Below are 24,960 nucleotides of genomic sequence, written 5' to 3' on the forward strand. Positions count from 1 at the left end.
TGATACTGAAACGCCCCGGAGCCGACCTCCGGGGCGTTTTTGCGTGTGGGCGCAAGGCGTCGAGCTGTCGCCGAACCGAAACAATCCGAAACTCGACTTTCATTTCGGGCTTGAGCCCTGAGGCGTAAACGACAGGCGAGGCGAAGACCGTCCCGTTTGGGGCGGGTCGCGCAACAGAGAGTATCCGAGTGACGGTCCGCAACGACCAGTACGAACAGACCATCGTCGCCCCGGCCATCTGCGCCGGCGTTGGCGTGCACACCGGCCGCCGCGTGCGTCTGGTCGTGCGCCCGGCTGCGCCCGGCCACGGCATTGTCTTCGTGCGTACCGACGTGACCGACCGCGACAACCGCATCCCCGTCTCGGGCGAGGCGGTTGTGGACGCGCGCCTGAACACCATGATCGAGAACGCGGCGGGCGTGCGCCTGTCGACGATCGAGCACCTGATGGCCGCGCTGGCCGCCCTGGGCGTTTCCAACGCCGTGATCGAGGTGGACGGGCCGGAACTGCCGATCCTGGACGGCTCGGCGCTGCAGTTCGTGCAACTGCTGGACCGCGCGGGCTTCCGTCGTCAGGAAGCGCCCCAGACCTTTATCGAGATCCTGAAGCCGATCCGGGTGGAGGAGGGCGACAAGTCCGCCGTCCTTCTGCCTTGCGACCGCTATGAGATGCGCTTCGAGATCGACTTCCCCACGCCGGTCATCGGCAATCAGGTAGTGGACTTCGTCGTCGACGAGGCGACCTTCCGCTCGGACATCATGGCGGCCCGCACCTTCGGCTTCGCCCATGAGGTCGAGGCCCTGCGTCAGGCCGGGCTGGCTCGCGGCGGTTCGCTGGAGAACGCCGTGGTGATCGACGGCGACCAGATCCTGAACCCCGGCGGCCTGCGCATGGAGCGCGAGTTCGTGCGCCACAAGGCGCTGGACGCCATCGGCGACCTGTACGTCCTCGGCGCGCCTCTGCTGGGCCGCTATGAAGGCGTCAAGGCGGGCCACGCCCTGAACAACAAACTGGTCCGCGCCCTGCTGGCCCAGCCGGATGCGTGGCGCGAGACGGTTCGCGTGCCCGATATGGCGATGGCGGGCTGACATCTTCCTTCTCCCCTTGAGGGAGAAGGTGGCAGGCGGAGCCTGACGGATGAGGGGTGACGACGCCCTGGCATCCAGATTGTCGCGTCGCCGTCCTCGCTAATTTTTAGATGCCGCGCTGACACCCCTCATCCGAGCGCCTCCGGCGCCCACCTTCTCCCACAAGGGGAGAAGGGTCAGCTTAGTGTAATCGCGCTGATCAACCGTCCGAAGTCCGGTTCGCCCGCCAGATAGGCGCGGCGGTTGGAGTAGAAACGCGCCGCATCCGCGCGCGTGTCGTCGCCGGTCCAGGCGGCCTCGCCGACGCCCGCCTGCTCCAGCCGCCACAGGACGAAGCCGGGCAGGTCGAACTGGCGTTTGTCGTCGGCCGCGCCGGGGGCGAAGAAGCGTTCGCTGCCGGGATCGTGGTGGGCGAATCGGTCCTGATAGTCGGCGCCGACCTCATAGGAGCCTTGGGCGATGCACGGGCCGACGACGGCGACGATGCGCGACGGCTCGGCGCCCAGGGCTTGCATGGCTGTGACGGTCGAGTGGATGACGCCGCCCAGCGCGCCCTTCCAGCCCGCGTGGGCGGCGCCGATGACGCCCGCCTCGGCGTCGGCGAACAACACCGGCGCGCAGTCGGCGGTCAGGACGCTCAGCACCGGCCCCTTTACGCCCGAGACCACGGCGTCGCCCTCGGGGCGTTCTCCGGCCCAGCCGCTTTCGGCCACGCGGGCGACGGCGGAGTGGACCTGATAGCAGCCGCACAGGTCGTCGGCGCCGCCGCCCATCCATTCGGCGACGCGGCGGCGGTTCTCGGCGACGCGGGCCGGGTCGTCCTTGGAGCCGACTCCTGCGTTCAATCCGGCGTAGAGGCCGTCCGATACGCCGCCCGCGCGCGTGAAGAAGCCGTGGCGAACCCCGGCCCTGGTCAGCAGCGGATGGGTGATCGGGTTCAGGCTCATGCGGCGGCTTCCAGTTCGGTGCTGGCGGCGGCGATGGCGGCCTGAACGGCCTTGCGGGCCTGGGGGCTGTTCTTCCAGCAGATCGAGCCGACGCTGGCGGCGGCGCCCGCGCAGACGACGGCTGCATCCGCCTGGGCCAGACGGGCGAAGCCGCCGACGCCCAGTTCTTCCAGCCGCTGGATCACCTTGGGGCCGACGCCCTTGGTCGCCAGCAGGATCTGGCGCTCGCGGTCGGTGAAGGTCATGGGCGCATCAGCCTCCATCATCCGGCGGGCTGCGTCAGAAGCCCGGTAGGGCCAGCGAACGCGGCGAGAAGATCGCCGCCGCCTTGAACAGTTCGCCCATCTGATCCGGCGCGGTCAGGCGGTCCAGCTGGCGCTGGATGACCGGGGCGGCTTCGGGGCGTCCCTGCATCAACCGCTGGGCGCGGGCTTCGATCCCCAACGCCTTGAGGAAAGCGCCCTGACCGACGCAGCCGGTGACGTCGGCGCCGCCGCGCACGGCGGCTTCCAGCACCAGGGGGAAGTCGGCCCATTGCGTCAGGTCGGCCTCGCCCGGCGTGGACAAGGGATCGACCTTCTGGTGGCGTCGCAGGGCCTGGAGCGTGTCGCCCGCCTCGGGTTTGCTGCGGCCGTAGTCGATGAGCAGGGCGGCGCCCGAAGCGGCGCGGATCAGGCTGGCCAGATCGCGGCCGAAGGCGGCCTGCTGTTCGGAAATCTCGATGATCTGGCCCGGTTTGACGTCGAAGCCCGGCGTCTCGAAGCCGTCGGCGATGGCGGTCAGGCCGAAGGTCAGCTCATTGTCATCGGTGACGCCGATGCGGCGCTCGGCCCAGCCGCCTTCGGTCTTGATGAACTGGCGCGCGGGCAGGCAGTCCAGCACCTCATTGGCGATCAGGATGACCGGGGCGTCGGTCTCGATCTGGTGCAGGGCGCTGAGCCAGCGCGGGTGCGCGTCAGCGTCGGACAGTCGCCGGGCCTGTTCGGCGCGCAGGGGGGCGCTGGGTTCGATCAGGATCAGGTCGACCGCCTGCAGGAAGCCGGGAACCAGCCGCGCGGCGCGCAGCACATCGGACATCAGGGTGCCGTCGCCGGGGCCGACCTCGACCAACCGCACCCGCTCGGGCGCACCCAGACGGGTCCAGGTCTCGACCGCCCACAGGCCGATCAGTTCGCCGAACATCTGGCTGACCATGGGGGCGGTGATGAAGTCGCCCCGCTCGCCCAGCGCGGGGCGCGTAGCGTAATAGCCGCCCTTGGGGTCGTGCAGGCAGCGGGTGACGTAATCCGCCACCGTCATCGGCCCGGTCAGCACGATCTCGCGGACCAGGCGCTCCTTGAGCGTCTCCGCCATGATGGTCTTACGCCTCCGTGACGGCCGGCTTCTTCAGCGCACGCCAGATCAGCCAGGCGCCGACCAGCATCATCGGGATCGACAGGATCATGCCCATGGTCAGGCCCAGCGGCAGGTTCTCCAGCCCGGCGTCGGGCTGGCGCACGTTCTCCAACGCGGCGCGGCAGACGCCGTAGCCCAGCAGGAACAGGCCGGTGACGAAGCCGGGGCGCTTGAACATCCGCCACTTCCAGATCGCCAGCGACAGGACGATGAACAGCAGCAGCCCTTCCAGGCCCGCCTCATACAGCTGGCTGGGATGGCGCGGCTCGTTGCCGGCAGGGCAGAAGCCGTACATCTGCTGGATGCGTTCGTTGCAGAAGCGGATGGCCCAGGGAACCGTCGTCTCGCGGCCCCACAGCTCGCCGTTGATGAAGTTGGCGATGCGGCCGAAGAACAGGCCGAGCGGCGCGACCGGGGCGATCAGGTCGCCCAGGCTGAGCGGGTTTACCTGCTGGCGCCGGGCGTAAAGGGCGATGGCGATGACCACGCCCAGGAAGCCGCCGTGGAAGCTCATGCCGCCGGTCCACAGCTGCAACAGCTCCAGCCGTTCGCCCCAGCTGTCGCCGGTGAAGAGTTGAGCGAACATCGCCGGCTTGTAGAAGAGGGCGTAGCCGAACCGCCCGCCCAGGATGACGCCCAGCGTGATCCACAGCACCAGGTCGTCCAGCTGCTGTCCGCCGACGGGCGACCGGCCCGGCGCCCACAGCCGCTCGGTCTTGGCCAGGCGTGAGGCGTACCACCAGCCCAGGACGATGCCGGCCACATAGGCCAGGGCGTACCAGCGGATGGGCAGGGGGCCGAGATGGATCAGGACGGGGTCGAATTCGGGAAAGGGCACGGGGCCTCCGTCTGCGCCTTCAGAAGTTGACCATCGTCTAGCAAGCGGGACTGCATTCGTCGCGCGCTTTTCCCGCGAAGCAGTCTATAGGCCGCAGGCAGGTAAGGTTTGGTTTACCCAAATCAATGCACCGTTAACCACGTTCGGACCGATGGTCCGGGAGTTCTCAAGAGGCCGCCATGCAGACGCGCAATCCCCTCCTTGATGAGTTCGCCAAGCTGACCACCGGCGCCATGGGCCTGGCCCAGGCCGCGGGCGAAGAGGCCAAGGCCGCCTGGCGCGCCCAGGCCGACCGCTTCGTCGCCGAAATGGATCTGGTGCGCCGCGACGAGTTCGACGTGCTGAAGGACGAGATCGCCGCCCTGCGCGCCGAGATCGCGACGCTGAAGGCCGCTGCGCCCGCTTCGAAGAAGGCCGCCAAGGGATCGTCCACAGACGCCGCTTCAAGCCCGGATTCAGCCGGTTGAGCCGAATCTGCGAACACGCCTACCGTCTTCAAGGGCGCTCATCTGAGTCGCCGTCGTCGCTGAAGAAGTTGAACGCCTGATGGATGCTGTGAGGCCCGAAGAGGTCGACCTGCCCTTTGATCCGCTGGATGTGGTCGAACACGTCCTGACGGCGGAGAACCTGCCGTTCGACCGCACGGACGAGGGCGACCTGGCCTTCGCCCTGGCCGGCGACTGGAAGGACTATGAGCTGTGGTTCGCCTGGCGGCCGGAGGGCGACTGCCTTCAACTGTGCCTGGCGCTGGACCTGCGGGTGGCCAAGACGCGCCGCGCGGCGGCCTATGAACTGGTCTCCATGATCAATCAGCGCACCTGGCTGGGCCATTTCGAGATCTGGCCGGACGAGGGCGAGATCGTCTTCCGTCACGCCCTGGCCTTGCCGCACACCGAGCGCCCGACCCTGGCCCAGGCCGCCTCCATGATCGACGCGGCGGTCGAGGCGGCGGACCGTTACTATCCGGCCTTCGACTTCATGGTGCGCGGCTCCAAGAAGCCGAAGGAGGCGATCGACGCCTGCCTGTTCGAGACCGTGGGCAACGCCTGATGTCGGGCAATGGACGTCCGGTCGTGCTTCAGGGCGTCGGGCGCCTGGGCTCGGCCATTCTGGAAGGCTGGCTGGCGACGGGCGCCGTCGATCCGGCCGATCTGATCATCCTGACGCCGTCCAAAAAGCCGGTCGCCGAGGCGGCGCGGGCCAGGGGCGCACGGATCAATCCGCCGCTGGAGGAACTGGCGAACGCTCGAGCCTTCGTCATCGGCGTCAAACCCGCCAAATGGCTGGAGGCCGCGCAGGCGGTGCTGCCGCATCTGGCGGCGGACGCCGTGATCGTCTCGGTCATGGCCGGGGTGCGCGGCGAGACGATCTCTGACGGCTACGACGGCCGCCCCGTCGTGCGCGTCATGCCGACGACCGGCGTGGCTCAGGCGCGCGGGGTGGCGACGCTGTGGTCGGCCGACACGAACGCCCTGAAGGTCGGGCAGTCGCTGTTCGAACCGATCGCCGAGACGGTTTTGCTGGATGACGAGGCTCTGATGCACGCGGCGACGGCGGTGTCCGGCTGCGGCCCGGCCTATTTCTTCGCCTTCACCCGCGCCCTGGCCGAGGCTGGAGAAGCGGAAGGGCTGTCGCCCGAGGCGGCGGCGCGTCTGGCGCGCGCCACCCTGCGGTCCGCAGCGGCGGGCGTGGAGGGCGACGAGGCGTTGAACGCTCTGATCGACCGCGTGGCCTCGCCCGGCGGCGTGACCCAGGCGGGTCTGGTCGCCCTCAATGAAAACGGCGCCCTCGACCGTTCTGTCGAGAGCGCCGTGAAGGCGGCGGTCGCCAAGTCCAGCGAACTCAGCGGCTGATCGTCAAGCGCCTCAGCGTTTGACGAAACGTCCTTCGGCCAGGTTGCGGGCCAGGCGGTCATAGGCGCGCTGGGCGTCGGTCCAGGTGGTGGAACCGCGCGCATCGGCCAGGGTCGGGGTGTAGTAGTCGAACTTGACCGGCTGGACCTCGCCCGAGGCCATGGTCACCGAGCCTTCCACCGCCGCGCCGCCGATCGACAGGCTGCGCATGCCGTCCAGACCGGGCTTGTCGCCCAGTTGCTGCATGGTCGGGCGATTGGGCTTCAGGTCTGTGATGACCAGTTCCACGCGAGCGCCATCCAGGGCGTGACGATCCGTCAGCACGCGCTCGACCGTGCGGGTCAGGTCGCTGACCTGTTGCTGGACGTCGCGGTCGCCCAGTTCCTGGGCGGTCTTGGCGAAGTCGGGGCTGACCGTCACGACGACGGCCGAAGGCTGAGCTGCTGCGGCGCCGGAAACGGCGAGGGCGGCGGCGAGCGGCGCAAGGAAAGCAATACGACGCATATTCGGACTCCTGATTCCAGGCCCCCCTGGAACAGGAGACAAGATGGCGATGATTTTACGGTTCCGCTAGGGGCGAGGGCCAAAGTTCCCGCGCGAAATCGGTCTAGGCGGCGCGGCGATCGGCCGGCAGCCGGATGGACGCCTTCAGCCCGCCCAGGTCGCTGCGGCCCAGGGTGATGTCTCCGCCGTGGCTGCGCGCCACGTCGCGCGCCACGGCCAGACCCAGGCCCACCCCCTTGCGGTTCTGGTTGCGCGAGGCGTCCAGGCGAGAGAAGGGACGGAAGGCCTCCTCGTGCATGTCGTCGGGGATGCCGGGGCCGTCGTCCTCGACCAGAATCTCAAGACCGCCGGAGGGCAGGGGACGGGCCGACAGCCGCACCTTTTCACCGTGCGACGCGGCGTTGCCGACCAGGTTGTTGATCGCCCGACGGAAGGCCAGGGGCCGGGCCAGCATGTTCAGGTCGTCGGGCGCCTCGACCTCGGCCACGGCGCCCGAGCGGCGAGCGTCCTCGGCGGCGCGGCGCAGCATTTCCGGCACGGAGATCGTCTGAGCCGCTTCGCCCGCCTCGCCGCGCGCGAAGGCCAGGTATTCGTCGATCATGTGCTCCATCTCGTCCAGGTCGCCCTTCATTGCCTCGGCGCGCTTGAAGGGCGGGGCCAGGGCCAGTTCGAGACGCAGACGGGTCAGGGGGGTGCGCAGGTCATGGCTGACGGAGGCCAGCAGGGCGGTGCGCTGGTCGATATGGCGCTGGATGCGCGAACGCATGTCCAGAAAGGCGCTGGCGGCGGCCCGCACCTCGCGCGCGCCGTGCGGCTTGAAGCGCGGCACGCTCTCGCCCCGGCCAAAGGCTTCGGCGGCGTGAGCCAGGCGCTCGATGGCGCGGACCTGGTTGCGGATGAACAGCACCGCCACGCCCAGCAGCAGGACGGTGGCGATCATCAGCCACAGGACGAAGATATGGGCCTGGGTCGCCACGGCCCGTTCGCGCGGGGCGATGATGCGCAGGACGCCGTCGGCTTCCTGTACGCGGATGTCGACATAGGCGGGATACCGGGTGGTGTCGAACCAGAAGGGCTGATCCAGCCGCGAAGCCAGGGCCTTCTCCAGCGTCCGGTCGACCAGGCCCAGGGCCCCGCGCCGCTCTTCGTCGGGCAGGGAGGCGGCGGGTTGGAAGGCGATGGACAGTTGCATCGACCGTTCGGCGCGCTCGGAGATCAGCGCCAGGTTCCGGGCCGAGGGATCGTCCCGATAGCTCTCGGCCGCCCAGGCCACGTCGCCCGCCAGACCCTCGGACAGGCGCGCCGTCACCGCCTGCCAGTGGGCGTCGAAGAAGGCCCAGGTCACCGCCGCCTGCATGATCAGCACCGGCAGGACGATGATCAGCAGCGACCGGCCCCAGAGCGAGGTCGGCAGCCGACGCTTGATCCACCGCGTCCAGACGTTGAACGGCATCAGCCGCATGGAGGGCGTTCCGTTTCCTGTCGTCAGTCCGGCGCCAGCATATAGCCGACGCCGCGCACGGTCTGGAGATAGCGCGGATTCTTGGGGTCCGCCTCCAGCTTGCGGCGCAGGCGCGTCACCTGCACGTCCACGGCTCGGCCGGTGATGTCGGCCGTGTCCGGCGACAGGGTCATGCGCTCGACGGGCGAATGGGCGTGGATGGCCAGGGTCTTCAGCAACTGCGCCTCCGCCTCGGTCAGGCGCTGGGGTTCGCCGTCGCGCGTCAACTCCAGCCGCTCCATGTCGAAGACGGCGGGGCCCATGCGGATCTCCTTGGGCGTCATCAGCTTGCCGCCGGTGCGGCGCAGGATGGCCTCGATCCGCAACGCCAGCTCACGCGGGTCGAAGGGTTTGGACATATAGTCGTCGGCGCCGCGCGACAGACCCTCGATCCGGTCGTCCGGGTCGCCCTTGGCCGTCAGCAGCAGCACGGGCGTCTTGGACAGGGCCGCCTGGCTGCGGATCCAGGTCGTCAGGTCGAACCCGCTCTCGCCCGGCATCATGACGTCCAGAACGATCAGATCGAACTCGATCAGCTCGACCAGCCGACGCGCCGCGCCCGCGTGGGCGGCGCCGGTGACGCGATAGCCCTCGCGGCTCAGGAACTCCTTGAGCAGTTCGCGGATGCGGTCGTCGTCGTCGACGACCAGGACGTGCCGCCCGCTGCCGGCGGGGGCGACTGGGCCTGAGCGGCCGTTGGCGCGAGGCTCGATCATGCTCATTGCGACTCTCCTCGCGATGCGCCGTTGACGCTGGCGCGCGACAGGCGTCTAACCGATTTCGTTGCGCGGGAGACGTTCTTCAATGGCCTTCGTTCCTTTCGACGATCGTGACGGCTGGATCTGGTTTGACGGCGAGTTCGTCCCCTGGCGGGAGGCGAAAACGCACGTTCTGACCCATGGCCTTCACTACGGCTCGTCGGTGTTCGAGGGTGAGCGTATGTATGGCGGTGAAATCTTCAAGCTGACAGCCCATAGCCAGCGCCTGAAGCGTTCGGCCGAACTGCTCGACTTCGAGATTCCCTATAGCGTGGCCGAGATCGACGCCGCCTGCAAGGAAACCTGCGCGCGCAACGGCCTGATCGACTGCTATATCCGCCCTGTCGCCTATCTGGGCGCCGAGCAGCTGAGCGTTTCGGCCAGGAACAGCAAGGTCCACCTGGCCATCGCCGCCTGGGAATGGCCCAGCTATTTCGACCCCGAGGTCAAGAAGAAGGGCATCGCCCTGGAGTGGGCCAAATGGCGCCGCCCCGACCCGTCCACGGCGCCGTCCACGGCCAAGGCGGCAGGTCTCTACATGATCTGCACCATGTCCAAGACGGCCGCCGAGAAGCGCGGCTACGCCGACGCCCTGATGCTGGACTGGCGCGGCTATGTGGCCGAGGCGACCGGCGCCAACGTCTTCTTCGTCAAGGACGGCGCCCTGCACACGCCGCGCGTCGACCACATCCTGGACGGCATCACCCGCCAGACGGTGATCGAAATGGCCCAGGCGCGCGGGACCGAGGTCGTGGTGCGCGACATCCTGCCGGAAGAGCTGGCCGGCTTCTCCGAGTGCTTCCTGACCGGCTCGGCCGCCGAAGTCACCCCGGTGGGGCAGGTCGGCGACTATCGCTTCACGCCGGGCGAACTGTCGCTGGGTCTGATGGACGACTACGGCAAGCTGGTGCGCGGCCAGCTCTGACCCCGATCAGGCGGAGGGGCTTGCCTCCGCCTCTTTCGTGAGCGCTGCCTGAGCCGCGGCCTTGCGGGCGCGCACCTGCCTGCGCCAACGCCAAATCAGCCAGAGCAGCGGCGCGCCCAGCAGCAGGACAGGCAGCGCGCCAGCCACGAACAGGATCACACCGCCCAGAGAAGACATGAAGGCATAGGTCGCCGAGTTCATGGCGTCGGACACAGGCCGCAGGGCGCTGTCGGGCGCCAGGCGCCCTGCGGCGCGATAATAGACGTCCAAGCGTGACGTCTGGACCCGTGTGCGCATGACCTCCAGCGTTGATCGGGCGGCGTCCAGTTCTCCCTGAACCCGCGCCAATTCACGTTCGACCTGCAGCAACTGTTCCAGCGTGCCGCTGCGGGTCGACAGCAACTGCTGCAGCCGATCACGCAGGGTGGTCAGCGCCTTCAGCCTGGCCTCTGTGTCGATCAACTGCCGTGTCAGGTCTTCGCTCTCGACCGCTTGATCGATCACGCTTCCGCCCGCGCCCTTGGCCTCCTGTTCCAGTCCTGCGCGGAAGCGGGCGACGTAGGCAGGGGAGGCGCGCATTTCGAGTCGCGCCGACAGCGAGTCTCGCCCCACGCGGTTCGATTGTGCGCCGAGAACCTGACATTGCGTCGGCCCGGCGCTGATGCAGGCCTGCTCGTGGCGGAACATCAGGCGAGGCGCCGCCTCGGTAGGGAGTTCGAGCCCGAATCGATAGGCGTAAGCGATGCTGGGCGCGCTCGTGTCGTCGCCTGTTCGAGCAGAGCGTGGAGCGTCTGCTGCGGCGTCAGGCCCTGCGGCCGCCGCGCCGCCGGGGGGAGCCATCAACTCGACATCGACCGCTTCGTCGACATAGTTGTCTAGAGCTGGGCCGCACCCGGCCAGGGCTGCTCCGCCGACCATCAGCGCCGCCATCAGTTCCTTGCGCATGCCCTGCCTCCCCATTGGTGCGTAACGCTGATAGGGGAGGAGCATAACGGCGAAGTTTGGGCTGACGGAAGGCTTTGCCGCGTCCGAACGTCGCGCGAGCTCTTGACCAGCGGGCCGCAGGGTGCGTTCAAGCAAAACCACAAACGTCGGCCGCGCGCCGGGGCCGGAGCCGCTTATTTCATGTTCAGCCTCCTGAACCTCCAGAGCCTGTTCGGGCTGGTCGTCATCGTCGCCCTCTGCTGGGCGATCTCCGAGAACCGCCGCGCCTTTCCGTGGCGGCTGGCGATCGGCGCAGTGCTGGTGCAGGCGGCGCTGGTGCTGGCGACCTTCGCCATACCCGGCTCGCAGGTGGTGCTGGACGGCATCAACAATGCGGTGAAGGGGCTGGAGCTGGCGACCGAAGAGGGCACCAGGTTCGTCTTCGGCTTCCTGGCGGGCGGGGACCAGCCCTACGCCGTGGCCAATGAGGGCGCGCTGTTCACCTTCGCCTTCAACGTGCTGCCGTTGATCCTGGTGATCTCGGCCCTGTCGGCCCTGTTGTGGCACTGGAAGATCCTGAAGTGGATCACCCTCGGCTTCGGCTTCCTGTTTCAGCGGACCATGGGGCTGGGCGGCGCCTCGGCGCTGGCGGTGGCGGCCAACGTCTTCCTGGGCATGATCGAAAGCCCCATCGTCATCCGCGCCTATCTGGACAAGCTGACCCGTTCGGAAGTCTTCCTGATGATGGTGGTGGGCCTGGCCACCGTCGCCGGTTCGACCATGGTGGCCTATGCGACCATTCTGTCGCCGGTCCTGTCCAATGCTGCGGGGCACGTGCTGGTGGCCTCGATCGTCTCGGCGCCGGCCGGCGTCATGCTGGCCCGCGTCATCATCCCTGAAAAGCCCGGCGAGGGCGGAGCCGTGGCCGACTACAACTCGGCCCTGAAATACGACAGTTCCGTCGACGCCATCGTCAAGGGCACGTCCGACGGCCTGATGGTGGTGCTGAACATCTCGGCCGTGCTGATCGTCTTCGTGGCCCTGGTGGCCCTGGCCAACATTATCCTGGGCGGCTTCGTCATCGCCGGCGAACCGCTGACGGTCGAGCGCATCCTGGGCGTGCTGTTCGCGCCCGTGGCCTGGCTGACCGGCGTGGAATGGGCCGACGCCCACAAGGCGGGCTGGCTGCTGGGGGTCAAGCTGACCCTGACCGAGTTCGTCGCCTTCATCGAACTGGGCAAGGTTCCGGCCGCCGAGATGAGCGAGCGCACCCGGATGCTGATGACCTATGCCCTGTGCGGTTTCGCCAACATCGGCTCGGTCGGGATCACCGTCACCGGTCTGTCGGTGCTGATGCCCGAGCGGCGCGAAGAGGTGCTGGGGCTGGTGTGGAAGGCGCTGTTCGCCGGCTTCCTGGCGACCCTGATGACCGCCTGCATCGTCGGGGCCTTGCCCGCCGCCGTCTTCGCCTAGTAGCGTCGCGCAGGGCAGCCGAAGGGACCCTTTGATGAAGCTCTATGAAAGCCGCCGCGCGCCCAATCCGCGGCGCGTCCGCTGGGTCATGGCGGAAATGGGCGTGACCGACGTCGAGCGGGTTGAGATCGAGCTTCTGGCGGGCGAGCACCGCACTCCGGCCTATCGCGCCAAGTTCGGCGTGCCGCATGTTCCGGCGCTGGAACTGGACGACGGGACCTGCCTGACCGAATCCATCGCCATCTGCCGCTATCTGGAGGCGCTGCACCCCGAGCCGAACCTGTTCGGCCGCGATCCGAAGGAGCAGGCCATCATCGAGATGTGGATGCGGCGGTGCGAGATGTATCTGGCCAATCCGATGATGCTGAACGTGCGCTTCACCCATCCGGCCCTGGCCGCGCTGGAGGCGCCTCAGCCCCAGGTCGCCGAATACAACCGCCTGGGCGCCGAACGCTTCATGAAGACGCTGGATCGGCATCTGGCGGATCATGAGTTCATCGCCGCCGACCGATTCACCATCGCCGATATCGTCGGGGCCGTGGGGCTGGATTTCGCCCGTCTGGTCAAATACCGGCCGCCCGAGGAGCTGACGCATCTGGCCCGCTGGCTGGAGGCCTGTCGCGCTCGTCCGGCGGCGGCGGCGGGGATGTGATCCGACCTTGCGCACTCTGACTGTGCCGGACCGCTGGCTGGCCCTGCTGCTGGCCGCCCTGGCGGGCTATGTCGACAGCCTGGGATTCCTGCATCTGGGCGGGGTGTTCGTCTCCTTCATGAGCGGCAACATCACGCGTCTGGCCGTCAGCCTGGCCGAAGGGCGGTGGCTGGCCGCGGGCGCGGTGGGGGGCGTGCTCCTGCTGTTCATTCTGGGCGCCATGCTCGGCGCCCTGGTCGCGGGCGGGGAGGGCGCGCGCTCGCGCAGTCGGGTGCTGGCGCTGGAGGCGGCGCTACTGGCCGGCGCCGCCCTGGCGGCCGGAGCCGGGCTCGCGCCCCTGGCGATCAGCCTGATGGTCCTGGCCATGGCGGTCGAGAACTCGGTCTTTCTGCGCGACGGCGAGGTCGGGGTCAGCCTGACCTATATGACCGGAACCCTGGTCAAGACGGGGCACGCCCTGGCCGCCGCCCTGCGCGGCGGCGATCCCTGGGCGTTCCGGCCCTATATGGCGCTCTGGGCGGGCCTGGCCGGGGGCGCGCTGATGGGGGCCGCGGTCTATGGCCGCCTGGGGCTGATCGCCCTGTGGCCGGCGGCTGCGCTCGCCATGGTTCTGGCGCTGAAGATGAGGTTCAACCGCGTGGCGTGAACTTCCGGATCACGCCGGAGAAGGTCATCAGCAGCCGCTCGCCGGTGACGATCTGGCCGCGCACGAAGATCAGGCTCTTGCCGGCCTTGGACACCTCGCCCGTCGCCTCGATCAGCTCGCCGACGTAGGCGCCGTCGATGAAGGTCGAATCCAGCTGCACCGTCACGCCCGAGGCGCCCTCCATTTCCTGATAGGCGATCTGGAACATGGCGATGTCGGCGAAGGTCATCAGGCAGCCGCCGTGCATCCGTCCGCCGAAATTCATGTGCTTCTGCTCGGCGCGGAAGGCGCAACGCATGGAGCCGTCGGGGTCCGGCTTGCGATAGAAGGGGCCGACGGTGGAGTCGAAGGTGGCGCCGGAGACCTCATAGGTCTCCCACCCCGCGAACTCGCCTTCGGTGATGGTGATCTTGCCGAGCATGCGATTACGCCTTCTTTCTGATCTCGCGCTGCCGCATATAGCGCGCATGAGCGATCCAATCGAAGCGGCCATTTTCGAAAAACTGGCCAAGGCCGATCCCAAGAACGTCGGCGGCAAGAGCATCGAACCGGCCGATGTGGCCAAGGAGCTGCAGCCCGAGCAGTGGCAGCGGATGCTGCCCAAGGTGAAGGCGACGGCGCTGGGCCTGATGCGTCAGGGCCGGCTGACCATCACCAAGAAGGGCAAGGCGGTCGATCCCAACAACTTCCGCGGCGTGATCCGTCTGCGCCTCCCGACCGAGGCCGAGACGGCCGCGGCCCTCGCGGCCCTGCCGCCGGTCGAAGCGTCGGATGACGACTTCGACTGATCCGGAAAACGGCCCGGAGACTGCGCTCGACGCGGTCCTGGCCGAAATCCGCGCCTGTCGGGCGTGTCTGGGCCTGTTGCCGCACACGCCGCGTCCGGTGGTCATGGTCACGCCTGAAACCCGGCTGTTGATCTGCGGCCAGGCGCCGGGGCGGCGCGTGCATGAAAGCGGCCTGCCGTTCACCGATCCGTCCGGGGTTCGTCTGCGCGACTGGATGGGCGTGGACGAGGGGACCTTCTACGGCGACCCGCGCATCGGCGTCGCGGCCCAGGCCTTCTGCTTTCCCGGCACCGATCCGAAAGGCGGCGACTATCCCCCGCCGCGCCGCTGCGCCGAGCTGTGGCGGGCGCGCCTGCTGGCGGAACTGCCGAAGGTCGAGTTGACCCTGCTGGTCGGCGGCTACGCCCAGACCTGGGCCCTGGGCGATCGAACCAAGGCGAACATGACCGAGACGGTCCGCGCCTGGCGCGACTATGCGCCCTCTGTCCTGCCGCTGCCGCATCCGTCCTGGCGCAACACGGCCTGGCTGAAGAAGAACCCCTGGTTCGAGGCCGAGGTTCTGCCCTACCTTCGTCGGCGGACAGCGGAGATATTGGCGTGACACATCGGTCTTTCCTTCTCCCCTTGGGGGAGAAGGTGGCTCGCGGAGCGAGACGGATGAGGGGGCGGCCTGCTTCGCCCTCATCCTTGGCCGCCGCGTCTGGTGACACAGCCCCCTCATCCGAGCGCCTCCGGCGCCCACCTTCTCCCCCGAGGGGAGAAGGGCGATGGATCGCCGCCGCCCTTCTTTCTCTCGCCCTCGCCGCCTGCGCCACGCCGCACGTTCAGCCGCCGCTGACCCCGCCCAACGGGGTCAACGGGCCGCGCATCGAGGCGGGAACCCTGGGGCGCGGCGCCTTTGTGGTGCAGGACGGGGCGCGGCTGCCCTATCTACGGTGGAGCCCGGAAGGCCAGGCGCCCTGGGCCGTCATCGTCGCCCTGCACGGCTTCAACGACCACTACGCCTCCTTCCGTTTCGCCGGGCCGTGGTGGGCGCAGCGGGGCATCGAGACCTGGGCCTATGATCAGCGCGGCTTCGGTCTGGCGCCGAACCGGGGCGAGTTCGCGGCTGAAAGCCTGACCAGCCAGGACTTGCGCACCATCGTCGCCCTGGTTCGGGCCCAGCGGCCCAACGCCCTGATCGTAGTGACGGGCGAAAGCATGGGCGGTTCCTCGACCATTGCGGCCTTCGGTTCGGACGCGCCGCCGGACGCCGATCGCGTGGTGCTGCTGGCGCCAGGCGTCTGGGGCTGGTCCAGCCAGAACGCCTTCAATAGCGCGGGCCTGTGGACCGCCGCGCGCATGATGGGCGCCAAGCGGGTCGAGCCGCCGTCGTTCGCCGTGCGCGACATCCGCGCCTCGGACAATACGCTGGAGCTGATCCGCAACGGCCGCGATCCCCTGTCGATCCTGTCGACGCGGTTCGATTCCCTGTACGGTCTGGTCGATCTGATGGAGACGGCGACGCGTCGTCTGGGGAAGATCGAGACGCCGACCCTGCTGCTCTACGGCGCCCACGATCAGATCATCACCAAACGTCCCATGCGCCGCGCCCTGGAACAGGCGGGCGAGCGGCCGAACCTGACGACGGGCTACTACGCCGACGGCTGGCACATCCTGAACCGCGACTTTCAGGCCGAGACCGTCTTCGCCGACGTCGAAGCCTGGCTGCGCGATCCGGCCCGTCCGCTGCCGTCCGGCGCGCCGCCCGTGCTGCCGGCGCTGGCGGCCGATCCGAAGGCGCGCTGAGGTCTGAGCCGCCCGAATATTGAGCATATGATAACCGCGGTCGTCGTAACCGAGCGGAATGACCGTTTCTCGCCCCCATCTTCCCGCCCTCGATAGTCTGCGCGGACTGGCCGCCCTGGCCGTTTGCCTGATGCATGCGACGCCGCTGTTCGGGCTCAGCGCCCTGGCGCCGCACGCCTATGTGGCGGTGGACTTCTTCTTCGTGCTGAGCGGGTTTGTTCTCTATTACCGCTACGCCCATGTCCTGCTGCCCGGCGCGCAGCGGCCGATGGGCGCCGGAGCCTTCATGCTGCGGCGGATCGCTCGGCTCTATCCCCTCTATGTGCTGGCGACGCTGATGGGGTTCGCCCTGACGACCCTGTGGCTGGCGGCGAACGGAAATCTGGGCGCCGAGGCGGGCGCGTCGGTCTATGCGCTGATCAGCGGCTTGCTGATGATCCCGGCGGTGCTCGACACCTCGGGTCTGCACGACGCCCAGGTGCTGTTCCCCTATGTCGACCTGGGCTGGTCGATCTTCTGGGAAATGGTCATGTCCGTGGTCTTCGTCTTCTGGGTGAAGGCGGGGTTGCGGTTCCTGCCCGTGGTCGGAGCTGTCGCCTTCCTGGCGCTGGCGGCGGCGACCTGGTCGATGGGATCAGTGGACGGCGGGTGGCAGTTGGCCAATTTCCATGTCGGAGGCCTGCGCGCCCTGACCGGCTTCTGCCTGGGCATGATGACGGCGCGCGTCTTCCTGGCGCGAGACAATGCGGCGAAGACGACCGCGCGCCCCCTGCTGGCCTGGGGCGCCTTGGCCCTGGTCGCGGCCGCAGCGGTCTATGTGGTGCTGGGACGATCTTTCACGGTCCTCGGCGTCGAGTTGCTGCTCCTGGCCTGTGTCTTCCCGGCGGTCGTGTGGATGACGGCGGTCTCGGCTCCGCGCATTCTGAGCGTCGGTCCCGGCGTGGTGTTGGGCGGGGCCTCCTACTCCATCTACCTGCTGCACGGCTCCCTGCTGGAGGCGACCAGCGTGGTGCTGAAGCGAATCCCCTTCCTGGCGCCGTCGCCCCTGATCGGCCTGATCTGGCTGGCGGGGGTTCTGGTCGCCAGCTGGCTATGCTGGAAGCTGTTCGAGACTCCGGCGCGGCGGTGGGTGATGGCTCGGTTTGAACGTCCGAAACGACCCGCCCTGGCCGAAGGCTGAACGCAGGAAACACGGAAATCGGGGCCTGAAGCCGCAGTCGGCCCGGAACTGGCGGCGCCGGCACGGTGATGCTTGCCGTTTGTCGGAGGGGCGCGTATGTCCATGCGCACAAAAAATACCCCAGGAAAGGCCTGTCATGGGCATGACGCTGTTTGATTCTCCTTCTTTCTCGAACCATGAAGGCGTCCACGCCTTCTATGATGAGAAAACCGGCCTGAAGGCGATTGTTGCGGTGCACTCGACCGCGCGCGGTCCGGCCGTGGGCGGCACCCGCATGTGGAACTACGCCACCGCCGCCGAGGCGCTGGAAGACGTGCTGCGCCTGTCCAAGGGCATGAGCTACAAGAACGCCGTCGCGGACCTGGAGATGGGCGGCGGCAAGTCGGTCATCATCGGCGACAGCCGCACCCAGAAGTCGCCTGAGCTTTTCCATGCCTTCGGCCGCTATCTGAACGGCCTGGGCGGCCACTACTACGCCGCCGAAGACGTCGGCACCTCGGTCGAGGACATCGCCGAAGCGCGCAAGGTCACCGAATACGTCCTGGGCCTGAAGGACGGCCCGGAAGCCTCGGGCGACCCGAGCCCGGTCACGGCCGAGGGCGTGTTCCGCTCGAACCTGGTCGTGGCGCGGCGCCTGTTCAAACAGGACGACATGACCGGCCTGACCGTCGCCATCCAGGGCGTGGGCCACGTCGGCGCCTATCTGGCCGAGAAGCTGCACAAGGCCGGCGCCAAGCTGATCATCACCGACGTCAACCAGGCCAACCTGGAGGCCGTCGCCGCCAGGACGGGCGCCGAGATCGTCGCCCCGGACGCCATCTATGATGTCGCCGCCGACATCTACGCCCCGTGCGCCTTGGGCGCGACGCTGAACCCGCAGACGCTGGACCGCCTGAAGGTCAAGGCCGTGTGCGGCGCCGCTAACAACCAGCTGGCCACCGCCGACATCGGCGACGAACTGTTCAAGCGCGGCATCCTGTATTCGCCGGACTACGTCATCAACGGCGGCGGCATCATCAACGTCGCCTCGGAAATGAACGCCCGTCAGACCGGCGGCGCCTATGACGCCTCGTGGGTCGAAGGCAAGCTGTCGCGCCTGATGGAGACGTTTGAGGAAATCCTCGAGCGTTCGGTCTCCGAGAACAAGCCGACCCACCTGATCGCCGACGCCATCGCCGAGGCTCGCATCAAGGCCGCAGCCGACAAGAAGGCCGAAGCCCAGAAGGTCTAAGGGCTTCGACAAGACAGCCCGCCTTCCTTGAGGAGGCGGGCGGGCGCCGGGGGGCGCCGAAGGGGGTGCGGGGCGTGATGGTCCCGCAGCCCCTTTTTCTTTGGCGCCGTGGTCTTCCCTCTCCCGGCGGGAGAGGGCTTGAGCCTCCAAGAGCCGAAGGCGATTGGCTAAGGCGAAAGGGTGAGGGGCTTGTCCCGTCCGTCGGCGTAAGCCGTCGCGCGAACTCATCGACCGCGAACCCTCACCCTTTCACGCCAGAACGATCGCTGCGCTCTCGTGCGCTCAAGCCCTCTCCCATCGGGAGAGGGTTTCAGATTCCCATCTCTTTAACGCCTCTTAACGCCGCATTTACCATCCAGGCGGCAGTTTCTGCCTAGCGGGTTCGGTTCGTCCCGCGTGTGCAGGGGCGGTTGCGCGTGGGCGGCTTCACGGAAGCTTTGAAGAAGTTCGGCGTCGGACGCCTGGCCGCCATCCTGGGCGTGGCCGCAGGCGTGGCCGCCGTCCTGGTCGCCGTCATGCTGCGCGTGGGCCAGGCGCCGGACGCCTTGCTCTATTCCAACCTCGACCTGCGCGAGGCGGCCGAGATCGGCGCGGCCCTGGATCAGGCCAGTATCAAATACTCCTCCAAGGGCGACGGCTCGACCATCTTCGTCAGCCGGGACGAGGTCGGCGCGGCGCGCCTGATGCTGGCGGGCAAGGGGCTCGTGACCTCGGGCAGCGTCGGTTACGAGATCTTCGACAACCAGTCGGTGCTGGGTCAGACCGAGTTCCAGCAGAACCTGAACGAACAGCGCGCCCTGCAGGGCGAACTGGCGCGCACCATCATGTCGATGCGCGGCATTTCCTCGGCCCGCGTCCACATCACCATGCCTCGGCGCGAGATGTTCCAGGCCGCCGCCATCGATCCGACCGCCGCCGTGGTGGTGGGGCTGTCGGGCCGCGATCTGACGGCCGATCAGGTGCGGGCCATCCGCAACGTCGTCGCCTCGTCCGTGCCGAACCTGAAGCCGGACAAGGTCACGGTGACGGACCAGGCCAACCGCACCCTGGCGGCAGGATCCGAGGACACCGGCTTCACCTCGGCCACCGCCGAAGCGGCCAAGGCCTCGACCGAGGCCCAGATGCAGGCCCGCATCAAGGACATCGTCGAGGGCGTCGTCGGCGTCGGCTCCGCGCGCGTGCAGGTGACGGCCGACATCGACCATAGCCGCTCGACCACCCAGGAGCAGCGTTTCGATCCGGACGGCCAGGTCGTTCGCTCGACCTCGACCAACGGCAGCCAGTCGCAGGATACGACCGGCCAGCAGGACGGCGGCGTCACCGCCACCAACAACATCCCCGGCGGAGAGGCGCCCAACGCGACGCCGCTCGGTTCGACCCGCGCCGAGAACACCGAGACGACCAACTACGAAATCTCCAACACCACCACGACGACGGTGAAGGAGCCGGGCGAGGTCCGGAAGCTGTCTGTCTCGGTGGCGGTCGACGGCAAATACACCCCCGCCGCCGAGGGCGGGGGCGAACCGACCTACGCGGCCCGCACCGAAGAGGAGGTGCAGCAGATCAAGGCCCTGGTCGCCGCCGCCGTCGGCATCGACGAGGCGCGCGGCGACAAGCTGGAGGTCGTCAACGTCCGCTTCAACCGCGAGCCCTCGGCCGCGCCGGGCGAGGCGCAGGGTTCGTCGCTGTTCGCCTTCGACAAGAACGACATCATGCGCGGGGTCGAGCTGCTGGTCCTGCTGGTCACGGGTCTGCTGCTGATCTTCTTCGTCCTGCGCCCTCTGCTGAAGACGGCTTCGGGACAGGGGCGCGCAGGCGCGCCCGCCCTGGCCGGCGCCGGCGGCATTCCCGTCACGGCGCTGGACACCCAGCTTGTCGGCGGAACCCTGCCGGGCGGCGCGCCCATGCTGGCCGGACCCAGCGACATGGAGCAGCGCATCGACATCGCCCGCATCGAGGGGCAGGTGAAGGCCTCGTCCATCAAGAAGGTCGCCGATTTCGTCGACAGCCACCCAGAGGAATCCACGGCGATCCTGCGCGCCTGGATGCATGAAACCTGATGGCGGCGCGGCTGGTTTCAAAGGGCGCGGCGGTCGACGACGCCAAGAAGCTGACGGGGCCCGAAAAGGCCGCCGTCGTTCTTCTGTCTCTGGGCGAAGAGCACACGGCCCTGTGGCAGCAGCTCGACGACGAGGAGATCAAGGAGGTCTCCCAGGCCATGGCGGGGCTGGGCAGCGTCACCGCCGCCGTGGTCGAAGAGGTTCTGGTCGAGTTCGTCTCCGGCATCGGCGGGTCGGGCTCGCTGATGGGCTCCTACGAGCAGACGCAGCGTCTGCTGGCCTCCTTCATGCCTTCCGACCGGGTCGAGGCGCTGATGGAGGAGATCCGCGGTCCCGCCGGCCGCACCATGTGGGACAAGCTCGGCAATGTGAACGAGGCCGTGCTCGCCAACTATCTGAAGAACGAATATCCGCAGACGGTCGCGGTGGTCCTGTCCAAGATCAAGCCGGACCACGCCTCGCGCGTGCTGACGGCCCTGCCCGAGGATTTCGCCCTGGAGTGCGTCCAGCGGATGCTGCGCATGGAGCCGGTGCAGCGCGACATCCTCGACAAGATCGAACAGACCCTGCGCAGCGAGTTCATGTCCAACCTGGCGCGCACGTCCAAGCGCGACTCGCACGAGCTGATGGCGGACATCTTCAACAGTTTCGACCGCCAGACCGAGGCCCGTTTCATCGGCGCCCTGGAGGAACGCAACCGCGACGCGGCCGAGCGCATCCGCGCCCTGATGTTCGTGTTCGAGGACCTGTCGCGCCTCGATCCCGGCGGGGTGCAGACCCTGCTGCGGGCGGTCGAGAAGGACCAACTGGGGCTGGCGTTGAAGGGCGCCTCGGATTCCTTGCGCGAAATGTTCTTCTCCAACATGTCCGAGCGCGCCTCGAAGATCATGCGCGAGGACATGGAATCCATGGGGCCTGTCCGCCTCAAGGACGTCGACAACGCCCAGATGGCCATGGTCCAGGTGGCCAAGGATCTGGCGGCGCGCGGCGACATCATGCTGGCCGGCCAGGGCGGCGACGACGAGTTGATCTACTGACATGAGCGCCCTCCCTTCCAACGCCGTCCCCTTCGCCTTCGACACCGAGTTCGGGGCCGACGGCGCCGTGCTGCGCGCCTCGACCTGGCAGCCGACCAAGCGGTCCTTCGCCCCGGCCGAGGTCGACGCCCTGATCGCCCAGGCGCGGCTTGAGGCCCGACAGCAGGCGTTGAACGAGGTCGAAGCCCTGCGCGCCGACGCCCTGTCGATCGTGGCGCAGACGGTGTCCCAGGCCGCGACCGCCCTGCGCGGCGTGGCCGAGGCGCACCGGCGCGAATCCGCTGAACTGGCCCTGGCGGCTGCGCGTGTGATCGGTTCGGCCGCCTTCGAACGCTTCCCGCGCCGTCCCCTGGAGGCCGCCATCGAGGCCCTGGGTCAGGAGATGGACGCCACGCCGCGTCTGCTGGTCCGCGCCTCGGGTCTGGATGACGACGGCCGCGCCCAGATCGAGGCCTTGTGCGCTCAGGCGGGCTTCTCGGGGCTGGTGGTGTTCCGCGACGAGCCGCACCGGCCCGCCGCCGCCTTCGCCCTGGAATGGGCCGACGGCCGCGCCGAGTTCGATCCGGCCGAGGCGGAGGGCCGTGTGGCCGCCGCCCTCGACGCCGCCCTGGCCGCCGAAGCCGGCCACGCCGAGCCGCCTCTTGAAGGCGGCGCCCATGACAGGAGGGGCTTCTGATGGCCACCGACGATCTCTCGCTCGAGGAATTCGGCGAATCCACCGCCCTCAATCTGGCTGACGAGGGTGGTGAGAAATCCGCCGTCGACCTGGCGCCCGTCTTTGACGTGCCGGTCAACATCTCGGCGGTGCTGGGCAAGGCGCACATGTCGGTGGCCCAGCTGCTGAAACTGAACAAGGGCTCGGTGCTGGAACTGGACCGCAAGGTCGGCGAGGCGATCGACATCTTCGTCAACAACCGGCTGGTGGCGCGCGGCGAGGTCGTCGTCGTCGAGGATCGCCTGGGCGTGACCATGACGGAAATCATCAAGACCGAGGACAAGGGCGCCTGATCGGCCGCCCCCGTCACGGACAGGATTTTGAAGGAGTAGGGCGATGCGTCTTCTGGTGGTGGGCCGGCTCAGCGGCCAACTGGCGACGGCGGTGAAGATGGCCATGGCGCACGGCGCCAAGGTCCAGCACGTCGAGCGCGCCGATCAGGCGACCGAGCAGCTGCGCCGGGGGCAGGGCGCCGACCTGCTGATGGTCGACTACCGCATCGACATCGCCGCCCTGATCGCCGCCAACGACGCCGAGCGCATTCATGTGCCGGTCGTGGCTTGCGGCGTCGACGCCGACGCGCGCGAGGCGGCCGACGCCATCCGCGCCGGGGCTAAGGAGTTCATCCCCCTGCCGCCCGAAGCAGACCTGATCGCCGCCGTCCTGTCGGCGGTGGCGGACGACGAGCGGCCGATGATCTCGGCCGATCCGGCGATGAAGTCGGTCATCCAGCTGGCCGATCAGGTGGCGCGTTCGGAAGCCTCCATCCTGATCACCGGCGAAAGCGGCGTCGGCAAGGAGGTGATGGCGCGCTATCTGCACACGCACTCGCGCCGGGCGGACAAGGCCTTCATCAGCGTCAACTGCGCCGCCATCCCGGATAACCTGCTGGAATCCGAGCTGTTCGGCCACGAGAAGGGCGCCTTCACCGGCGCCGTGGCCCGCCGCATCGGCAAGTTCGAGGAAGCCGACGGCGGCACGCTTCTGCTGGACGAGATCAGCGAGATGGACGCCCGGCTTCAGGCCAAGCTGCTGCGCGCCATCCAGGAGCGGGTGATCGACCGCGTCGGCGGCTCCAAGCCGGTGCCCGTCAATATCCGCATCATCGCCACCTCCAACCGCGATCTGGCCAAGGCCGTGGCCGAGGGGACGTTCCGCGAAGACCTGCTGTATCGCCTCAACGTCGTGAACCTGCGCCTGCCTTCCTTGCGCGAACGCCCCGGCGACATCGCCGTGCTGGCCGACCACTTCGTCAAGAAATACGCCGCCGCCAACGGCGTGCCGCCCCGCGCCATCGGCGGCGAGGCCCGGCGCGCCCTGGTCGCCCACCGTTGGCCCGGCAACGTGCGCGAGCTGGAAAACGCCATGCACCGCGCCGTCCTGCTGGCGACGGGGGCCGAGATCGACGTCGACGCCATTCGCCTGCCGGACGGCCGCCCGCTGCTGGGCGGGAGCGAGGGGGCTTCGACGCCCGCCGCTTCGACCTATGACGCCGGCGTGGCCGGTCAGGCGGCCCAGGTCGCCGACGCCGTGACCCGCAGCTTCGTCGGCCAGACCGTGGCCGAAATGGAGAAGACTCTGATCCTGGACACGCTCAGCCACTGTCTGGGCAACCGCACCCATGCGGCGACGATCCTGGGCATCTCCATCCGCACCCTGCGCAACAAGCTGAACGAATACGCCGACCAGGGCACGCCGATCCCGGCGCCCCAGTCGGGCGTCGCGGCCGCCTACGGCGCGGCGGGCTGAGCCGATGCGCGCCGACCGTCGCACCCTGCTGATCGGCGCGGGCGCCCTCGCTCTGGGCGCCTGTACGCGAGCGACGGAGCCAGCGGCCGTCGAACCGGTCGTGCTCGATCTCGACCTGTCGGCGCTGGAAGCCCGCCACGGCGGCCGTCTGGGCGTCTCGGTCGCGACCGACGGCAAGCAGGCCGCCTGGCGCGGCGACGAGCGGTTCGTCTATTGCTCGACCTTCAAGATGTATCTGGCGGCGGCGACCCTGCTGCGCGTTCAGGCGGGACAGGAGCGGTTGGACCGGGCGATCCCGGTGACGCAGGCCGACATGATCAGCCACGCCCCGGTCACGGAGCCGGCGGTCGGCTCGACCTTGACGATCGAACAGTTGATGAAGGGCGCGGTCGAGGTCAGCGACAATCCCGCCGCCAACATCCTGATCCGCGAAATGGGCGGGCTGGAGCCCTTGCGCGCCTTCTATCGCGGCATCGGCGATGAAAGCACGCGCGTCGACCGGCTCGAGCCGGAACTGAACGTCGCAGACGACGACAAGGACACCATCACCCCCGACCAGTCCGTGAAGAACATCCAGCGGCTGCTGGTCGCGGCCGACACGCCCTTGGATACGGCGTCCAAGACCCTGCTGATGCGTTGGCTGGTCGATACGCCGACGGGAGCAGGGCGGATCAAGGCGGGCGTTCCCGCCGATTGGACCGTGGCGCACAAGACGGGCACAGGCGGCTATGGCCCCGTCAACGACATCGGCCTGATCCTGCCGCCGAACGGGCCCGCCATCGCCATCGCGGTCTATTTCCACGCCACGAAGGATTCGACCGACGCCCAGCGCGAGGCGGCAGTCGCCGACGCGACCCGGCAGGCGCTCAAGGCGCTGGGGCATGGCTGACGGCCGCCGAATCCTGTCA

Annotated in this window: 28 protein-coding genes; 19 read left to right on the plus strand and 9 right to left on the minus strand. The window is 68.4% G+C overall.

All coding sequences use genetic code 11. The annotated features are described in order from the left end of the window. Positions 1-188: 188 nt before the first annotated feature. Positions 189-1,088, plus strand: a complete 900-nt coding sequence (lpxC, locus tag ACWIDZ_RS10805; protein WP_291778250.1) for a UDP-3-O-acyl-N-acetylglucosamine deacetylase — start codon at positions 189-191, stop codon at positions 1,086-1,088. Positions 1,089-1,264: 176 nt separating this feature from the next. Here lpxC and pgeF read toward each other — a convergent pair whose 3' ends face one another. From pgeF to lgt, 4 genes are read right to left on the minus strand one after another with little or no spacing between them, the layout of a single operon-like run. Then, positions 1,265-2,035: a peptidoglycan editing factor PgeF gene (gene pgeF, locus ACWIDZ_RS10810; RefSeq protein ID WP_453989617.1), complete on the minus strand. Its 771-nt coding sequence runs from the start codon at positions 2,033-2,035 to the stop codon at positions 1,265-1,267. Continuing rightward, positions 2,032-2,280, minus strand: a complete 249-nt coding sequence (locus ACWIDZ_RS10815; RefSeq protein ID WP_453989618.1) for a helix-hairpin-helix domain-containing protein — start codon at positions 2,278-2,280, stop codon at positions 2,032-2,034. The genes pgeF and ACWIDZ_RS10815 overlap by 4 nt, the downstream gene beginning before the upstream one ends. Before the next feature lie 34 nt (positions 2,281-2,314). Then, positions 2,315-3,388: a class I SAM-dependent methyltransferase gene (locus ACWIDZ_RS10820; protein ID WP_453989619.1), complete on the minus strand. Its 1,074-nt coding sequence runs from the start codon at positions 3,386-3,388 to the stop codon at positions 2,315-2,317. 7 nt (positions 3,389-3,395) lie between these two features. Further along, positions 3,396-4,268 (minus strand): prolipoprotein diacylglyceryl transferase, encoded by an 873-nt coding sequence (gene lgt / locus ACWIDZ_RS10825; protein ID WP_312218029.1) that lies wholly within the window; start codon positions 4,266-4,268, stop codon positions 3,396-3,398. 179 nt (positions 4,269-4,447) lie between these two features. Between lgt and ACWIDZ_RS10830 the strand changes: the two genes are divergently transcribed. From ACWIDZ_RS10830 to ACWIDZ_RS10840, 3 genes are all read left to right on the plus strand, one after another. Then, complete coding sequence (locus ACWIDZ_RS10830) at positions 4,448-4,735, plus strand: accessory factor UbiK family protein (RefSeq protein ID WP_453989620.1); 288 nt, start codon at positions 4,448-4,450, stop codon at positions 4,733-4,735. Positions 4,736-4,814: 79 nt separating this feature from the next. Next, the gene (locus tag ACWIDZ_RS10835) at positions 4,815-5,318 is read left to right on the plus strand and encodes a type III secretion system chaperone family protein (protein WP_004370784.1); all 504 of its coding nucleotides are present in this window, start codon (positions 4,815-4,817) and stop codon (positions 5,316-5,318) included. Then, the gene (locus tag ACWIDZ_RS10840) at positions 5,318-6,121 is read left to right on the plus strand and encodes a pyrroline-5-carboxylate reductase family protein (RefSeq protein WP_453989621.1); all 804 of its coding nucleotides are present in this window, start codon (positions 5,318-5,320) and stop codon (positions 6,119-6,121) included. Before ACWIDZ_RS10835 ends, ACWIDZ_RS10840 begins: the two co-directional genes overlap by 1 nt. A gap of 12 nt (positions 6,122-6,133) precedes the next feature. Here the strand turns inward: ACWIDZ_RS10840 and ACWIDZ_RS10845 are convergent, their stop codons facing one another. The 3 genes from ACWIDZ_RS10845 to ACWIDZ_RS10855 all read right to left on the minus strand — a co-directional run bounded on the left by ACWIDZ_RS10845 (position 6,134) and on the right by ACWIDZ_RS10855 (position 8,842). Beyond that, complete coding sequence (locus tag ACWIDZ_RS10845) at positions 6,134-6,625, minus strand: hypothetical protein (RefSeq protein ID WP_346487264.1); 492 nt, start codon at positions 6,623-6,625, stop codon at positions 6,134-6,136. 103 nt (positions 6,626-6,728) lie between these two features. Then, the gene (locus ACWIDZ_RS10850; protein ID WP_312218026.1) at positions 6,729-8,087 is read right to left on the minus strand and encodes an ATP-binding protein; all 1,359 of its coding nucleotides are present in this window, start codon (positions 8,085-8,087) and stop codon (positions 6,729-6,731) included. A gap of 23 nt (positions 8,088-8,110) precedes the next feature. Next, the gene (locus tag ACWIDZ_RS10855; protein WP_291778434.1) at positions 8,111-8,842 is read right to left on the minus strand and encodes a response regulator; all 732 of its coding nucleotides are present in this window, start codon (positions 8,840-8,842) and stop codon (positions 8,111-8,113) included. An 88-nt stretch (positions 8,843-8,930) separates the two neighbouring features. Here ACWIDZ_RS10855 and ACWIDZ_RS10860 point away from each other — a divergent pair, with 88 nt between their 5' ends. Further along, positions 8,931-9,809, plus strand: a complete 879-nt coding sequence (locus ACWIDZ_RS10860) for a branched-chain amino acid aminotransferase (RefSeq protein WP_338576294.1) — start codon at positions 8,931-8,933, stop codon at positions 9,807-9,809. A gap of 6 nt (positions 9,810-9,815) precedes the next feature. Here the strand turns inward: ACWIDZ_RS10860 and ACWIDZ_RS10865 are convergent, their stop codons facing one another. Further along, the gene (locus tag ACWIDZ_RS10865) at positions 9,816-10,754 is read right to left on the minus strand and encodes a DUF4349 domain-containing protein (RefSeq protein WP_453989622.1); all 939 of its coding nucleotides are present in this window, start codon (positions 10,752-10,754) and stop codon (positions 9,816-9,818) included. Positions 10,755-10,934: 180 nt separating this feature from the next. Here ACWIDZ_RS10865 and ACWIDZ_RS10870 point away from each other — a divergent pair, with 180 nt between their 5' ends. From ACWIDZ_RS10870 to ACWIDZ_RS10880, 3 genes are read left to right on the plus strand one after another with little or no spacing between them, the layout of a single operon-like run. After that, the gene (locus tag ACWIDZ_RS10870) at positions 10,935-12,206 is read left to right on the plus strand and encodes a NupC/NupG family nucleoside CNT transporter (RefSeq protein WP_338576292.1); all 1,272 of its coding nucleotides are present in this window, start codon (positions 10,935-10,937) and stop codon (positions 12,204-12,206) included. Between the two features lie 34 nt (positions 12,207-12,240). Continuing rightward, a complete protein-coding gene (locus ACWIDZ_RS10875; RefSeq protein ID WP_453989623.1) occupies positions 12,241-12,858 on the plus strand; it encodes a glutathione S-transferase family protein in 618 nt (205 codons plus the stop codon). Between the two features lie 7 nt (positions 12,859-12,865). Continuing rightward, positions 12,866-13,504, plus strand: coding sequence for a YoaK family protein (locus ACWIDZ_RS10880; protein ID WP_453989624.1), 639 nt, complete (start codon positions 12,866-12,868; stop codon positions 13,502-13,504). Here ACWIDZ_RS10880 and ACWIDZ_RS10885 read toward each other — a convergent pair. Further along, positions 13,488-13,925: a PaaI family thioesterase gene (locus ACWIDZ_RS10885; RefSeq protein ID WP_453989625.1), complete on the minus strand. Its 438-nt coding sequence runs from the start codon at positions 13,923-13,925 to the stop codon at positions 13,488-13,490. The two genes, ACWIDZ_RS10880 and ACWIDZ_RS10885, sit on opposite strands and share 17 nt — an antisense overlap. Positions 13,926-13,971: 46 nt before the next feature. On the opposite strand from ACWIDZ_RS10885, the gene ACWIDZ_RS10890 reads away from it, so the two are divergent. From ACWIDZ_RS10890 to bla, 11 genes are all read left to right on the plus strand, one after another. Next, positions 13,972-14,292, plus strand: coding sequence for a DUF3253 domain-containing protein (locus tag ACWIDZ_RS10890; protein ID WP_004370794.1), 321 nt, complete (start codon positions 13,972-13,974; stop codon positions 14,290-14,292). Further along, the gene (locus ACWIDZ_RS10895) at positions 14,276-14,893 is read left to right on the plus strand and encodes a uracil-DNA glycosylase family protein (RefSeq protein WP_453989626.1); all 618 of its coding nucleotides are present in this window, start codon (positions 14,276-14,278) and stop codon (positions 14,891-14,893) included. The genes ACWIDZ_RS10890 and ACWIDZ_RS10895 overlap by 17 nt, the downstream gene beginning before the upstream one ends. A 56-nt stretch (positions 14,894-14,949) precedes the next feature. Further along, positions 14,950-16,080: an alpha/beta fold hydrolase gene (locus ACWIDZ_RS10900; RefSeq protein ID WP_453989627.1), complete on the plus strand. Its 1,131-nt coding sequence runs from the start codon at positions 14,950-14,952 to the stop codon at positions 16,078-16,080. Positions 16,081-16,138: 58 nt separating this feature from the next. Beyond that, on the plus strand, positions 16,139-17,260 hold the full coding sequence (locus ACWIDZ_RS10905) for an acyltransferase family protein (protein WP_453989628.1): 1,122 nt from the start codon (positions 16,139-16,141) through the stop codon (positions 17,258-17,260). A 142-nt stretch (positions 17,261-17,402) separates the two neighbouring features. Next, positions 17,403-18,491 (plus strand): Glu/Leu/Phe/Val family dehydrogenase, encoded by a 1,089-nt coding sequence (locus ACWIDZ_RS10910; protein WP_291778437.1) that lies wholly within the window; start codon positions 17,403-17,405, stop codon positions 18,489-18,491. A 416-nt stretch (positions 18,492-18,907) separates the two neighbouring features. Then, on the plus strand, positions 18,908-20,551 hold the full coding sequence (gene fliF / locus ACWIDZ_RS10915) for a flagellar basal-body MS-ring/collar protein FliF (protein WP_453989629.1): 1,644 nt from the start codon (positions 18,908-18,910) through the stop codon (positions 20,549-20,551). Beyond that, a complete protein-coding gene (fliG, locus tag ACWIDZ_RS10920; protein WP_291778319.1) occupies positions 20,551-21,588 on the plus strand; it encodes a flagellar motor switch protein FliG in 1,038 nt (345 codons plus the stop codon). The genes fliF and fliG overlap by 1 nt, the downstream gene beginning before the upstream one ends. Position 21,589: 1 nt before the next feature. Further along, positions 21,590-22,264 (plus strand): FliH/SctL family protein, encoded by a 675-nt coding sequence (locus ACWIDZ_RS10925; RefSeq protein ID WP_291778322.1) that lies wholly within the window; start codon positions 21,590-21,592, stop codon positions 22,262-22,264. Continuing rightward, positions 22,264-22,596, plus strand: coding sequence for a flagellar motor switch protein FliN (gene fliN / locus ACWIDZ_RS10930; protein WP_087141885.1), 333 nt, complete (start codon positions 22,264-22,266; stop codon positions 22,594-22,596). The genes ACWIDZ_RS10925 and fliN overlap by 1 nt, the downstream gene beginning before the upstream one ends. A 43-nt stretch (positions 22,597-22,639) precedes the next feature. Beyond that, a complete protein-coding gene (gene flbD, locus ACWIDZ_RS10935) occupies positions 22,640-24,052 on the plus strand; it encodes a sigma-54-dependent transcriptional regulator FlbD (RefSeq protein ID WP_453989630.1) in 1,413 nt (470 codons plus the stop codon). A gap of 4 nt (positions 24,053-24,056) precedes the next feature. After that, positions 24,057-24,941 (plus strand): class A beta-lactamase, encoded by an 885-nt coding sequence (gene bla / locus ACWIDZ_RS10940; protein ID WP_453989631.1) that lies wholly within the window; start codon positions 24,057-24,059, stop codon positions 24,939-24,941. Positions 24,942-24,960 lie beyond the last annotated feature (19 nt).

The organism is Brevundimonas sp. NPDC055311, assembly GCF_053645695.1.

Excerpts from the sequence above, each read along its gene's own strand:
- pgeF (WP_453989617.1), bottom strand. The coding sequence starts at position 2,035 with ATGAGCCTGAACCCGATCACCCATCCGCTGCTGACCAGGGCCGGGGTT.
- ACWIDZ_RS10815 (WP_453989618.1), bottom strand. The coding sequence starts at position 2,280 with ATGACCTTCACCGACCGCGAGCGCCAGATCCTGCTGGCGACCAAGGGC.
- ACWIDZ_RS10820 (WP_453989619.1), bottom strand. The coding sequence starts at position 3,388 with ATGGCGGAGACGCTCAAGGAGCGCCTGGTCCGCGAGATCGTGCTGACC.
- ACWIDZ_RS10830 (WP_453989620.1), top strand. The coding sequence starts at position 4,448 with ATGCAGACGCGCAATCCCCTCCTTGATGAGTTCGCCAAGCTGACCACC.
- ACWIDZ_RS10835 (WP_004370784.1), top strand. The coding sequence starts at position 4,815 with ATGGATGCTGTGAGGCCCGAAGAGGTCGACCTGCCCTTTGATCCGCTG.
- ACWIDZ_RS10840 (WP_453989621.1), top strand. The coding sequence starts at position 5,318 with ATGTCGGGCAATGGACGTCCGGTCGTGCTTCAGGGCGTCGGGCGCCTG.
- ACWIDZ_RS10845 (WP_346487264.1), bottom strand. The coding sequence starts at position 6,625 with ATGCGTCGTATTGCTTTCCTTGCGCCGCTCGCCGCCGCCCTCGCCGTT.
- ACWIDZ_RS10850 (WP_312218026.1), bottom strand. The coding sequence starts at position 8,087 with ATGCGGCTGATGCCGTTCAACGTCTGGACGCGGTGGATCAAGCGTCGG.
- ACWIDZ_RS10855 (WP_291778434.1), bottom strand. The coding sequence starts at position 8,842 with ATGATCGAGCCTCGCGCCAACGGCCGCTCAGGCCCAGTCGCCCCCGCC.
- ACWIDZ_RS10860 (WP_338576294.1), top strand. The coding sequence starts at position 8,931 with ATGGCCTTCGTTCCTTTCGACGATCGTGACGGCTGGATCTGGTTTGAC.
- ACWIDZ_RS10865 (WP_453989622.1), bottom strand. The coding sequence starts at position 10,754 with ATGCGCAAGGAACTGATGGCGGCGCTGATGGTCGGCGGAGCAGCCCTG.
- ACWIDZ_RS10870 (WP_338576292.1), top strand. The coding sequence starts at position 10,935 with ATGTTCAGCCTCCTGAACCTCCAGAGCCTGTTCGGGCTGGTCGTCATC.
- ACWIDZ_RS10875 (WP_453989623.1), top strand. The coding sequence starts at position 12,241 with ATGAAGCTCTATGAAAGCCGCCGCGCGCCCAATCCGCGGCGCGTCCGC.
- ACWIDZ_RS10885 (WP_453989625.1), bottom strand. The coding sequence starts at position 13,925 with ATGCTCGGCAAGATCACCATCACCGAAGGCGAGTTCGCGGGGTGGGAG.
- ACWIDZ_RS10890 (WP_004370794.1), top strand. The coding sequence starts at position 13,972 with ATGAGCGATCCAATCGAAGCGGCCATTTTCGAAAAACTGGCCAAGGCC.
- ACWIDZ_RS10895 (WP_453989626.1), top strand. The coding sequence starts at position 14,276 with ATGACGACTTCGACTGATCCGGAAAACGGCCCGGAGACTGCGCTCGAC.
- ACWIDZ_RS10900 (WP_453989627.1), top strand. The coding sequence starts at position 14,950 with ATGAGGGGGCGGCCTGCTTCGCCCTCATCCTTGGCCGCCGCGTCTGGT.
- ACWIDZ_RS10905 (WP_453989628.1), top strand. The coding sequence starts at position 16,139 with ATGACCGTTTCTCGCCCCCATCTTCCCGCCCTCGATAGTCTGCGCGGA.
- ACWIDZ_RS10910 (WP_291778437.1), top strand. The coding sequence starts at position 17,403 with ATGACGCTGTTTGATTCTCCTTCTTTCTCGAACCATGAAGGCGTCCAC.
- fliG (WP_291778319.1), top strand. The coding sequence starts at position 20,551 with ATGGCGGCGCGGCTGGTTTCAAAGGGCGCGGCGGTCGACGACGCCAAG.
- ACWIDZ_RS10925 (WP_291778322.1), top strand. The coding sequence starts at position 21,590 with ATGAGCGCCCTCCCTTCCAACGCCGTCCCCTTCGCCTTCGACACCGAG.
- fliN (WP_087141885.1), top strand. The coding sequence starts at position 22,264 with ATGGCCACCGACGATCTCTCGCTCGAGGAATTCGGCGAATCCACCGCC.
- flbD (WP_453989630.1), top strand. The coding sequence starts at position 22,640 with ATGCGTCTTCTGGTGGTGGGCCGGCTCAGCGGCCAACTGGCGACGGCG.
- bla (WP_453989631.1), top strand. The coding sequence starts at position 24,057 with ATGCGCGCCGACCGTCGCACCCTGCTGATCGGCGCGGGCGCCCTCGCT.